Genomic DNA, 10,322 nt, shown 5'->3' on the forward strand with positions numbered 1-10,322 from the left:
GTTACCTTTCTTAGAGACTGGACATCTTTAAAGGTAACGCATTTGATCGGTATTGACAATGGCTCTTTGCTTCGAAACCACCTTAATGGGTGCACAACTTTTTGGAGACCTTTTGCTTAACTAATATTTTACCAAACACAAAATTAGTCACTCTTTTATTAATATAATAAACGTGCTTAGTTTTAAAGAATCTCTTCTTTAACTTCAGTTAAAAAACTTTTCTTGAAAGGAGTATCGGGCAATGAGAAGAAAAAAAATTGATCGTCGAATCCGAAAAACCGAACAACAGCTGCAGACCGGTCTTGCTCAATTATTGCTTGAAAAAAGTGTTGAAAAAATAACTGTGAGTGAATTATCGGATTTGGTGGATATTAACCGGGGAACCTTTTATCTGCACTACAAGGATGTTTTTGATATGCTGGATCAAATAGAGAATGAAATTTTTATAGATTTTTGTACGCTTCTTAATCGTTATGCGTCGATCTTCGAAAGATCTAATACCCGCCCGTTTCTCATTGATGCGTTTCGTTTTATTGCCGAAAATGATGAAATGCTCCATGTACTATTATGTAAACCTGGTCATCTCGCTTTTCTAAATCGCTTGCAAGCGGTGTTTAAAGAAAATTTTTTTGAACACTGGCTGGAAAAATATCACCCAAAAGTTTCCCCGCAAATTGAATACTTCTATTCTTATATTCTTTCTGGATGCATGGGTATAATGATCCAGTGGTTAAATACCGGGATGAAAGAATCTCCTGAACAGATGGCAAAGTTCACTGAGATCATCATTTTTGAAGGATTCAAGTTTTTTGAAACAAAGTGATGTAAACCAGTTGGTATTTGTTGAGCTTTATCGCAATTTACGCAAATTGACCATATTTAAACAGTGTATCGGCAGAAAATTGGCTGATATTTTTACCGAAGAACGCTCCATCTAATTCAATTAATGCTAACGGTTCAAATCGCAGCGACACCGCTAAATCCTGATAATCAATCTGCAACTGCTTATTTTTATTAATAAATGCTTCCCGCTCAATATAAGCCGGGATCTCATAGGAAGTTAGCTTAATGCTATTTTCATTGACCACTTGATATAAAAACAAATAGTGCTTTTTAATTTTTTATTCGCGTAGACTTTTTTTCATCTTCATTTTTTCTTTATACATCAACTCATCTGCGGACTTTAGATATTCAATCAAATCGTCGTAAGGTTCATCCGGCATAATTTCAATAATCCCCATAGCCAGGGAGGTCCCTCGATCAGCCTTCCCATATTCACGGCGCAACCTCGCCATAATCACTTCTGCTAACTGTTCACACTGAGCACCTTTTTAACTATTGCATTGTTCCCGTACAAGAGGACATTCGTAAATATTTTAATATATAGGTCTTCGATACTGACATTTTCCTTATTGACCGCAATCAGAATAAGCTCGATTGCATCATTTCGCCGTGCTTCAACTAATGCCACCAGGTAGGTTTGGGCATATTCCTGATACTCCCCGCAATTCTCCAAAAAAACTGCTCGGCCTCACCCACCGCATTAACCGCTGTGATCGCAGCTGATACGAATGTTCTGATCATTTCACCAACGTCTTCCTCATAATTGATTTCAGAAGCAATATCCTTATCGTTTAGTCATCATTACCTTTCATGAAAGCACCAATATTAGCTCTTACAAAATCTTCAAATGTCCGAGGTTTTTTTCCGGTTAATTTAAAAAATTCATTGGTGATTGTTTTAGCCGTACCGAGTCTGGTCATGATATACAACATGACCGTAACATTGACATAGCTTTTATCAAGCCCTCGGTTCTTGATATAGTAATTTCGATATTTTAACAGGCCTGGTTTGACGTATGTTATTTTTCGGTTAGTCAATTTACTCAGCACATCTGCCACCTGGAAATAGTCTAACGCTTCCGGTCCGCTGATTGTGTGTGCCGTATTTTTGAATTGATCGGGATCATGAAGGATTGTTGCGCTGGCTAATCCGATATCAGCGGCATCAATAAAACTCGTTCTGCTTTTCCCTCCCGGGATAAAAATTATATCTTTGTCGCTGATTTCCAAAGCATGTATACCGGAAATATTTTGCATAAAAAAACCAGGTCTGATATGGGCAAATGGGATTCCGACACTTTCAATAAATTTTTCAATCTTATAATGTGGTGGGATGGTGTTTTTCTCGATCCCCATTAAAGATAAAAAAGCGATTAACTTGATTGGATATTTTTGAGTTGCTTCAATAAATGGATATAAATCTTCTGGTTTGCCAAGATGTGGCGGTCGCATTAAAAAAATTCTATCGACGTCAGTCAATGCGTTTTTGTATGTTTCCGGTCGCGTAAAATCAAACGCCACCGTGGTCACATTGCTACCAAAGAGCTGATCCAGTTTTTGTCTGTTTGTACCTGCTGCAACAACCGCTTCTCCCTGTTTTAATAGTTCCTTTACCACATAAGTGCCAACATTTCCTGAGGCCCCGGTAACAAGTATCTTCATCTATTTTCCTTTTCCAGTATGCAATTTACAATTTCCATCAATTCGACTAATTGATCAAACTTTTCCGCACCCATTTTTTCTTTCAATAATTCAACAGCTTTAAAATACTCAATAAACGTCGACTCAACCAGATTCTTTCCTTTTTCGGTTATCACAAGTGTATAACTTCGCTTATCAGCGATCGAGCTTTCCTTTATTAAAAAACCTTGCTTCGTTAAAGATTTGACCATTGAACTGACCGAAGGTTTGGAGATGTTAAAAAATTGGCTGATCATCAGCGGAGTCACGGCACAACTTTGCTTTTGTGCGTATATCAACATACCCATTTCACTAGGTCTGATGGGAAGATCCCGCTTTGAGTTCATATGCAACCTGCAAAAAATCCCGATTACATCCGCACTATTTATAAGATCAGCTTTCATTTGCGCCTCCATATAGTTAACTTACCTAACTATATGATACAATTATATTTTCGCTTTGTCAATCATTTTTAATGAGCATGTGAACGTCCTTTCTTCTTGGATTGTTTGGGAGATGATTGTATTTTAGAGCGTTCTTTATTTACTAATTAGTCAAAACCATGTCCACTGGTACATGATCCGGTCCGTTATGATTAACAGCTGCTAATCCTCTTTCTGATGAAATTTATACGACGCTCCTTCGTAATTGGTTTTTATCCTCAATAGAGCTAGGGCAAGAATAGCCTTTTTCCAATCAGCTTTCATTCAAAAATCATGGCTAAATTCAAGTAATAAAAAACCACGAAATACAAGTTTATGCTGCTAAGCACTCGTTTTCGTGGTTTTTTTCCAACTGGAAGCTTTTATTTTGCTGCTTTTTCTTTTTTAATGTAGGCAGCTGAAATTTTTTTATAGTCTGATTTAAAAAACGCACACTCTTTAATACACACGGTGCAGCCATGCTGTTTTGAAAACGGAACGGCGCACTTTTTGTAGTCAATATGCTGCTCACTGCCATCTTTGCAGATCATTGGCTTTTCATAAATGGCCTGGGCCGGACATTTTTTGACGCAAGCATTACATGTGGTACAGAAATCTGGTAGCCAATCATAATCTAATCCCTGGTTAACCGGAAGATTTTCGATGTCGGTTAACACTGCTGCCAGTCGTACGCTGGGACCATAATCAGGTGTGATCAGCAACCCATTTTTACCAAAGCCGCCCAGTCCGGCATCCCTGGCCAGCACCGTAAGATTCAAATTACTGCCGATCGCTGGGATGGCTTGAGCATTAAACCCTTTTGCTCTTAAAAAATCAGAAATCAGATTAACCGCCCGGCCAAGTTCATAGTAGGTTCTAAAAATTTCTTGAATGGTTCTTTTTGACGGTGCTTGTTCAATCGCTGTTTTTTTCATTTCCATGGTGAAAACCATAGCATATTTAAACAAAACAATTGATTCTTTAAACAGATGGGTTTCTTTGACTTTGGTATAGCCGATACCCGAAATACCCAGCGCTCGTGCAACTGCTTCTATTTCTGCCAATCCTTCTGCTGACGCCGTTTTATTTGAGGCATAGGGATTTCGCTTGATCGCTTTAACCGATTTGGATAATTCGCTCAATGATCCGATCAAACATTTAGCATACGACGGCATCGTTTTTATTTTTGAGGATAAACTGCCATATTTAATCGTAATCTCAGGCACTGATAGTCCTTCTTTTAATTGCGGATTGCCATACCAGACCGTATCGATGGGTCTGATATACTTATACTCTCTGGGCATCGGAAATTTCATCTAGTCAACTCCAATCTCGCACTGAGGATTAGCCCCCAACTGCTCTGAATTCTGATGTAATCGAAAAAGATGCTGATATAAGGCCGCTTTGCCCGCTTCGGTAAAACCGTCAAAAAGGACTTTTTCTGCTTCTGCTCTGATTTTAAGCAAATCATCGGCAATCATTTCGCCCTTTCCGGTAATGTAACACCGGGTGTTTCGCTTGTCCACATCATCGGAGACTCTGCGGATAAAACCATCATCTTCAAGAATTTTCAGAGCCTTGGTCACGCTGGCTTTGCCGACCGATTTTAGCCTGGCTAATTGATTCTGATTAATGCCGAGGCTGCCGTAGATCAGCAGAAAATACTCTAACTGCCCCTGCCTGATCCCAAACTTTTCAATCATAGCGCCGATATAATTATTGGTATTTGCCGTAATGGCGCGAATCATCTTTCCAAAATCCATGGCTTCCATATTTGCACCTTCCTGATCTTTTTTTTAATGGGCCGCTTTTATTTGATCATAGTTAGCCATTTCTTGATTAGTTTACCGGTAAACTATTTGGTCAAATTATATAGCACAATAGTATGCCGGTCAACTACGTTTTGTTATTTTAGAAAATGTTCCTCATTTCTTTCCCACGGGGTCCGCCTATGTAAATGAGTATAAAATATCCTGACACAGATCATTGCCTTTTAAAACGCTGGCAATTGTCTGGTGACGCCTTGTTCCGTTAATTTTCGGATCAATTCATGCAATTGATCCGAAGGCAGTTTATCAGTCTGCCGGTACCAGTAACTCATCATACCAATCATCGCCGATAGGGTATATTCGATAACATAGTCCAATTCTTGTAGATTAACCGTTGGTTTATTGGCGAATTCCTGGATTATTATTGGTTTAATTGCCTTTTTGAGTTTGCTTGCAAAAGCCGGGTCGCCGCCGTCGCCAAGCAACACGGCATAGTATTTGCTGTTCTTTTCATAAAGCTCAAGAAAGGTGTTCGTAGGCATGCCTCGCATTTCCGAACCGATTGTAATTGGTGGCAGCTCGTCCAGGCTGGGGATTAAAGAGTCTTCAATATGTTCCAGAACATCATAAACGTCTTTAAAATATTCATAGAATGTCCCCCGGTTATAGCCGGCTTTATTAGTAATGTCTTTAATGGTAATTTTTTCAATTCTCATGTCGCAATATAAGGACCAAAACGCATCGATGAGATTCTGTTTTGTCTGTGTCGTTATCGCTGTCCGTTTATTCATATCCATTCTCCCTTTCAAATCCGACAAATGTAGCCACATTGTTGGTTGATCCTCTGGCCGCCGGGATCTATAATTGAATCATACAACAGGATGTTGGATGATTCAAGGAGGAACTACTATGATTACAATCCTTTGTTCGGGATCTCGGGGCGATTTTCAGCCCTATATTGCCCTTGCCCAGGAACTGCAAAAGCTGGGAAAAACGGTGCAGATTGCCGGCGGTAAAAGTTTTGAAGACTTTATCAAAAACTACGGCATTGATTTTTATCCACTATCGGCTGATTATCAGTCCGCCGAGATCGACCCCAAATTACTTCAGGATGCCCAATCATCGGATAATCCCCTGAAAATGATTTTGACCTTTAACAAAATGAAAAACTATGTGCTTGGCTTAACCGCCGAAATGTTTGCGGCCTGTCAGGGCAGTGAACTGATTGTTTACCATCCGGGCTGTACGATTGGTTATTTTGCCGGCGCCAAGCTCGGTATTCAGGCGATCCTGGCGGCACCGTTTCCGATGCACAAAACCACCGAAGTAGCTTCACTGATCGCCTACGGTAAAACCATCATGCCCAAAGCAGTAAGTTATCAGCTCTTGCAGGGGATGCTGTGGATGGCTGGAAAAACCGGTATTGAAGCTTTTTTCGAGAAAAAATATGGCAAACTCCCCGAGGATTTTGGCAGCCCTTTTGAAAAAATCGATCACGCTCATCCGGCCATCATCTCCTGCAGTAATTTTGTCTTTCCCCGTCCCCAGGACTGGAACGCCGATATCCATCAGAATGGCTATTGGTTTGTGACCGAAAAAGATGATTATACCCCCGCCAAAGAATTGGCTGATTTCCTGGCCGAAGGGGAAAAGCCTGTTTATTTCGGCTTTGGCAGCGCTTTTGACAGCACCCATCAGGATGAAACCGTCACCATCATTATCAAGGCCCTAAAGCAGACTGGCAAGCGCGGGATCATCTCTGGTATGGGGGCGATTGACAACCTGCCGGAAAACCTGCTGGCGATTAATAGTATTCCCCACAGCTGGCTGTTTGATCGGGTTTCCCTGGTTTGTCATCATGGTGGTGCCGGCACCACCGCCGCTGGCTTTAAAGCCGGTATCCCAAGCATCATCGTGCCATTTTCCAATGACCAATTTGCCTGGGCTCACCGATCCTATGACCTCGGGGTTGGCGCAAAGCCGATTTACCGTAAGCATTTAACCGCTGACAGGCTTGCGGCTGGGATTCAATATGCCCTAACCGATACGCTTATCACGAATGCTCGAAATCTGGGCCACAATATTGGGACTGAAAATGGTGCTCGGGATGGCGCCCAAATAATAGCGGATTATCTGGAGCGATAGCTTTATGAATAAAAAATCAATTTGTGTTAGAGCTACCCCAAAAATCCCGAAAGCTGATGGACTTGCCTGTCCAGAGATTGACGGATATAATGACCATAAGAAATCGAGAGAAAGGAAAATGCCACTAAAAGATGCACGCTTCGCCGGCTAATCATCTCTTAATGGCATTCCAAAAAACTATGGTTATTATAACCGATTATCAGGTGATTGAAAACAAGAAAAAAGGCGTTTTTTATTAAGAGTGCCGAAAAAGTTATTGTCCCTGTTGTGAGAATGATCTAAAAGTCTACGGCAGCCGAAAAAGAAGCGTAATCGACGAAAACGGTGATCAGCAGATCCTGGTGATCCGGCGACTCAAATGCCAGGGCTGCAGGAAAGTCCACCATGAACTGCCAGATATTCTGGTTCCATTCAAGCGCTATGCCAGCCGCTGGATAGAAGCGGTGATCCTGCGTCAGCAGATGTGCTGTGTGGCCGTGGATGAATCAACTGTTTTGCGTTGTCAGTGCTGGTTTTCGGAACTGGAAAGCTATTTTCTGAACAGCATCATTGCCCTCAAAAGAAGGCTGGATTTAAAGACTCATGAGCACCTGTCTCGTCCTCATGGCACTGCACTCGAAGGGATCGTTTCTCCCGGAGAAATCAAACGCAGCACCCTCTAGGAAAAAATGGCCAATGCTTTTCTCCATTGTGAGAGCCGCAAGGTCGATAAGACCGGCTGCATCAGCTTTGACGGCAAAAAGTACGAGGTTGGCCTAGTCTTTACGGGATACCGGGTGGATGTCATCTTTGATCCAGCTGATAAAAGTTTTGTCACCATTGAACACGACAACCACACATCCTTTACCGCCAAAGAACTGGTGATCGGCGAATTCACCGGTAAAACCCAAACGCCCGGATTATATAACCGCAGTCCCGGCCAATGAATTTCGGTTACTCACCGCTGCGGCCATTAAAAACAAGGAACGAAATGAAACGATTCACAGTGCCATCCGTTATCACACCCGGGAAAAGGAAGAATCCGCCCATGTTTGAAACCTTTTACGCCATGGACAAAACCCCTTTTTCCCGTAACATTCCCCCCGTGTACTTAATTCGCATTTTTTTCATTTTTATTTCCCTTCTATTTCAAATATCAATATTTTTAATCTTTGTATGATCTTTAAATTCCAAAGTTATTTGTTTTTTTGAATCGGATTGAACTATAATTTTCTCAATTGTTGCCAGAAAATGTGCTTCATCAAATTGCGTCAGTAGTTCTTCTGTATTTTTAAGACGATTGATGAAATCTTTCATTTCCAATCGCCTCGCTGTTTTATCCTTTATCTCGGCTTCGATCTCAACCATTCTATTTTTTGTATGCTCATACTTTTCGACCAGAAGATTATACTCATTCTGGTATGCGCTCTGATCCTGGGCGGTACTGGCATTTTCATCAACTAACATTTGTATTTCTTTGACAATCAGTTGATAGTCATGCTGGCTTTTTAGCAATTCCTTTTCGAGGTCTTTCGTGTTAAAAATTACCTTGACTGCAGCCTCATAATTTCTAACGATTTCTTCTTTATTTTCCATATGCTTATTAAACCCCTCAACAAAGGCCCTTTTTAAATCTTCTTCATAAAGATGGGGTGTTTGGCATTTTTTATCATGATCAAATTTATGATTGCATTGCCAAATCACCCGGCGATACTTGCTAGTGGAATGCCAGACCTTGCTGCCATAGAAACCGCCGCACTCACCACAGACAATCTTTCCGGAGAAAGGGCTGCCACTCGTTTTATAGCCTTTTTCTTGCTTTCTTTTTTTCAGCTCATGTTGAACGAGATCATAGACCTCTGGGGAAATGATAGCGGGGTGGCTATTTTCAACATAGTATTGGGGAACTTCCCCTTGGTTGGATTTCTTTTTCTTGGTGAGAAAATCGACGGTGTAGGTCTTTTGGTGGAGGCGATGGGAGTCGAACGCTCATACTCAAGTGTAGTTGACTGTTTTAACGACGAATGTGATTTAATCCAAAAGACTACCCACGTCAGGCTAATTACTTCTCTTATTTTAAAAAAAGTGCCTATGTTATAGCACTAATGATGTGCTCAACACTTACACTTTTATGGTACTAAAAAGCCCTCACAGGAAACCCTATGAAGACTTTTTGATGTTAGATTAGATTCTTTTTTGAATTTATCGATAACAAACGAATTTTTCTTAAAATAAGGTTGAATGACTTCCTACACGATAGAGCATCAATACTAAAACATCATCCATTACCTCATATATAAAAAGCCAATCGGGTTCGACATGGCATTCACGACACCCTTTAAAGTTACCACTTAATTCGTGATCGCGATATTTTTGTTCCAAGGGTTCTTCATCGGCAAGTTTTTCAATAACAGCATAAAGTCGTTCAATATCTTTGCCTTGTTTCTTGGCAAGCTTAAGATCCTTTTTAAACTGATTAGTAAATTTAACTTCATATTTCATTCGTCCAGCGCGGCTCGCAAATCATCCATATTGGAATAACCTTTGACACTGCTATCTTTGGCCAGTTTTCTACCTTCGGTAATTGCAGTGACTGTTTCCTGATTTGGGACGGATAGTTTCATTTCAAAAGGTATCCCATTTTCTCGGATTGCTTGTCTAAGAAAAATATTGATTGCAGTTGTCATGTTAAGACCAAGCTCTCCAAAAATTTTCTCCGCCGCTTCTTTGATATCTTTATCGGTACGAATATTCAAATTTGTACTAGTAGCCATCATGAGCACCTCCTTATCTACCATTATTATAGTTCCAAATGCTCATATTGTCAATTCAATGTGCGCATTATATACGAACTATTACATGTGAAAAAGCTTCTTTAAGATTCCTTGCTGGTTAATCGTATTGATACCATATTTCAATCGATCACGCCCTCGCATATTGATAAACTCGATGTAATCAACCAATAAAAATTGTATCATGAGAAATATTATGGGTAAGCCTATCCCAAGGCAAATAAAAAAGCTCTGAGCACCCCTTATAGTGGGCATTTCAGAGCTTTATTTTCTTATTTGGTGGAGGCGAGGGGAGTCGAACCCCTGTCCGCAAGCCTTACGTCATGCGATCTACATGCTTATCCATTCATTTGTTGTCGTATTGGCGGACTCCGAATGGCAGGATTCCGACAGCACCGAGCCTTTTACCTTTAACTACTGATCAGAGGCAGATCAGCGTGCGATCTTGTGATAGTGACCCGGATGACAACGACCACAAGCAGAAGCTGGTCCGGGTTGGCGCCCTCAGGCTGCCAAGGAGTAGACGTTGTCGTTGGCGACTAAGTCTTTTGCCACGAGGATTTAACGAGCTGACGTGACGTGCTCGGCATGCACCCATGATTTCATGACCCACGTCGAAACCAGTACGCCCCCTTTTGAACTGATGAAGCGGGAATCCCGCTTGCTGCACCTGCCATTGACGTGGATCAGCGG

General features: G+C 41.1%; 15 protein-coding genes, 1 other RNA gene and 2 pseudogenes. 5 read left to right on the forward strand and 13 right to left on the reverse strand.

Annotation, left to right across the window (positions count from 1 at the left end; all coding sequences use genetic code 11):
• The first annotated feature begins 241 nt into the window (after positions 1-241).
• Entirely contained in the window at positions 242-823 is a 582-nt protein-coding gene (locus tag ACEW8F_RS10415; RefSeq protein ID WP_373483407.1) for a TetR/AcrR family transcriptional regulator, read from the forward strand.
• A 37-nt stretch (positions 824-860) separates the two neighbouring features.
• Here ACEW8F_RS10415 and ACEW8F_RS10420 read toward each other — a convergent pair whose 3' ends face one another.
• The 8 genes from ACEW8F_RS10420 to ACEW8F_RS10455 form a co-directional block, all read right to left on the reverse strand.
• On the reverse strand, positions 861-1,103 hold the full coding sequence (locus tag ACEW8F_RS10420) for a hypothetical protein (RefSeq protein WP_373483408.1): 243 nt from the start codon (positions 1,101-1,103) through the stop codon (positions 861-863).
• Positions 1,104-1,121: 18 nt separating this feature from the next.
• Positions 1,122-1,295, reverse strand: a complete 174-nt coding sequence (locus tag ACEW8F_RS10425) for a hypothetical protein (protein WP_373483409.1) — start codon at positions 1,293-1,295, stop codon at positions 1,122-1,124.
• Between the two features lie 11 nt (positions 1,296-1,306).
• Positions 1,307-1,516: a hypothetical protein gene (locus ACEW8F_RS10430; protein ID WP_373483410.1), complete on the reverse strand. Its 210-nt coding sequence runs from the start codon at positions 1,514-1,516 to the stop codon at positions 1,307-1,309.
• A 118-nt stretch (positions 1,517-1,634) separates the two neighbouring features.
• The gene (locus ACEW8F_RS10435) at positions 1,635-2,504 is read right to left on the reverse strand and encodes an NmrA family NAD(P)-binding protein (RefSeq protein ID WP_373483411.1); all 870 of its coding nucleotides are present in this window, start codon (positions 2,502-2,504) and stop codon (positions 1,635-1,637) included.
• Positions 2,501-2,926: a MarR family winged helix-turn-helix transcriptional regulator gene (locus ACEW8F_RS10440; RefSeq protein ID WP_373483412.1), complete on the reverse strand. Its 426-nt coding sequence runs from the start codon at positions 2,924-2,926 to the stop codon at positions 2,501-2,503. Before ACEW8F_RS10440 ends, ACEW8F_RS10435 begins: the two co-directional genes overlap by 4 nt.
• Before the next feature lie 401 nt (positions 2,927-3,327).
• The gene (locus ACEW8F_RS10445) at positions 3,328-4,260 is read right to left on the reverse strand and encodes a 4Fe-4S binding protein (RefSeq protein ID WP_373483413.1); all 933 of its coding nucleotides are present in this window, start codon (positions 4,258-4,260) and stop codon (positions 3,328-3,330) included.
• Complete coding sequence (locus ACEW8F_RS10450; protein ID WP_373483414.1) at positions 4,261-4,716, reverse strand: MarR family winged helix-turn-helix transcriptional regulator; 456 nt, start codon at positions 4,714-4,716, stop codon at positions 4,261-4,263.
• 221 nt (positions 4,717-4,937) lie between these two features.
• Positions 4,938-5,504, reverse strand: coding sequence for a TetR/AcrR family transcriptional regulator (locus tag ACEW8F_RS10455; RefSeq protein ID WP_373483415.1), 567 nt, complete (start codon positions 5,502-5,504; stop codon positions 4,938-4,940).
• A 118-nt stretch (positions 5,505-5,622) separates the two neighbouring features.
• On the opposite strand from ACEW8F_RS10455, the gene ACEW8F_RS10460 reads away from it, so the two are divergent.
• From ACEW8F_RS10460 to ACEW8F_RS10475, 4 genes and pseudogenes are all read left to right on the forward strand, one after another.
• Positions 5,623-6,858, forward strand: a complete 1,236-nt coding sequence (locus ACEW8F_RS10460) for a glycosyltransferase (protein ID WP_373483416.1) — start codon at positions 5,623-5,625, stop codon at positions 6,856-6,858.
• Between the two features lie 4 nt (positions 6,859-6,862).
• Positions 6,863-7,009, forward strand: a complete 147-nt coding sequence (locus tag ACEW8F_RS10465) for a hypothetical protein (protein WP_373483417.1) — start codon at positions 6,863-6,865, stop codon at positions 7,007-7,009.
• Between the two features lie 118 nt (positions 7,010-7,127).
• A pseudogene (locus ACEW8F_RS10470) lies at positions 7,128-7,520 on the forward strand (DUF6431 domain-containing protein); the annotation flags it as partial.
• A gap of 6 nt (positions 7,521-7,526) precedes the next feature.
• Entirely contained in the window at positions 7,527-7,784 is a 258-nt protein-coding gene (locus ACEW8F_RS10475) for a Mu transposase C-terminal domain-containing protein (protein WP_373483418.1), read from the forward strand.
• A gap of 202 nt (positions 7,785-7,986) precedes the next feature.
• Here ACEW8F_RS10475 and ACEW8F_RS10480 read toward each other — a convergent pair whose 3' ends face one another.
• From ACEW8F_RS10480 to ssrA, 5 genes and pseudogenes are all read right to left on the reverse strand, one after another.
• The gene (locus tag ACEW8F_RS10480; protein WP_373483419.1) at positions 7,987-8,433 is read right to left on the reverse strand and encodes a hypothetical protein; all 447 of its coding nucleotides are present in this window, start codon (positions 8,431-8,433) and stop codon (positions 7,987-7,989) included.
• A 72-nt stretch (positions 8,434-8,505) separates the two neighbouring features.
• Positions 8,506-8,739 (reverse strand): annotated as a pseudogene (locus tag ACEW8F_RS10485) (recombinase zinc beta ribbon domain-containing protein); the annotation flags it as partial.
• Positions 8,740-9,063: 324 nt separating this feature from the next.
• On the reverse strand, positions 9,064-9,339 hold the full coding sequence (locus tag ACEW8F_RS10490) for a type II toxin-antitoxin system YafQ family toxin (RefSeq protein WP_373483420.1): 276 nt from the start codon (positions 9,337-9,339) through the stop codon (positions 9,064-9,066).
• The gene (locus ACEW8F_RS10495; RefSeq protein WP_373483421.1) at positions 9,336-9,614 is read right to left on the reverse strand and encodes a type II toxin-antitoxin system RelB/DinJ family antitoxin; all 279 of its coding nucleotides are present in this window, start codon (positions 9,612-9,614) and stop codon (positions 9,336-9,338) included. The genes ACEW8F_RS10490 and ACEW8F_RS10495 overlap by 4 nt, the downstream gene beginning before the upstream one ends.
• Before the next feature lie 292 nt (positions 9,615-9,906).
• Positions 9,907-10,262: a transfer-messenger RNA gene (gene ssrA / locus ACEW8F_RS10500) on the reverse strand.
• Between the last annotated feature and the right edge of the window lie 60 nt (positions 10,263-10,322).

Origin of the sequence: Acetobacterium sp., assembly GCF_041752335.1 — a bacterium.
Taxonomy (GTDB): domain Bacteria; phylum Bacillota; class Clostridia; order Eubacteriales; family Eubacteriaceae; genus Acetobacterium.

Coding starts and splice junctions, on each gene's coding strand:
- ACEW8F_RS10455 (WP_373483415.1), bottom strand. CDS start 5,504: ATGAATAAACGGACAGCGATAACGACACAGACAAAACAGAATCTCATC.
- ACEW8F_RS10495 (WP_373483421.1), bottom strand. CDS start 9,614: ATGATGGCTACTAGTACAAATTTGAATATTCGTACCGATAAAGATATC.
- ACEW8F_RS10475 (WP_373483418.1), top strand. CDS start 7,527: ATGGCCAATGCTTTTCTCCATTGTGAGAGCCGCAAGGTCGATAAGACC.
- ACEW8F_RS10450 (WP_373483414.1), bottom strand. CDS start 4,716: ATGGAAGCCATGGATTTTGGAAAGATGATTCGCGCCATTACGGCAAAT.
- ACEW8F_RS10465 (WP_373483417.1), top strand. CDS start 6,863: ATGAATAAAAAATCAATTTGTGTTAGAGCTACCCCAAAAATCCCGAAA.
- ACEW8F_RS10435 (WP_373483411.1), bottom strand. CDS start 2,504: ATGAAGATACTTGTTACCGGGGCCTCAGGAAATGTTGGCACTTATGTG.
- ACEW8F_RS10445 (WP_373483413.1), bottom strand. CDS start 4,260: ATGAAATTTCCGATGCCCAGAGAGTATAAGTATATCAGACCCATCGAT.
- ACEW8F_RS10480 (WP_373483419.1), bottom strand. CDS start 8,433: ATGGAAAATAAAGAAGAAATCGTTAGAAATTATGAGGCTGCAGTCAAG.
- ACEW8F_RS10425 (WP_373483409.1), bottom strand. CDS start 1,295: ATGGCGAGGTTGCGCCGTGAATATGGGAAGGCTGATCGAGGGACCTCC.
- ACEW8F_RS10460 (WP_373483416.1), top strand. CDS start 5,623: ATGATTACAATCCTTTGTTCGGGATCTCGGGGCGATTTTCAGCCCTAT.
- ACEW8F_RS10490 (WP_373483420.1), bottom strand. CDS start 9,339: ATGAAATATGAAGTTAAATTTACTAATCAGTTTAAAAAGGATCTTAAG.
- ACEW8F_RS10415 (WP_373483407.1), top strand. CDS start 242: ATGAGAAGAAAAAAAATTGATCGTCGAATCCGAAAAACCGAACAACAG.
- ACEW8F_RS10440 (WP_373483412.1), bottom strand. CDS start 2,926: ATGAAAGCTGATCTTATAAATAGTGCGGATGTAATCGGGATTTTTTGC.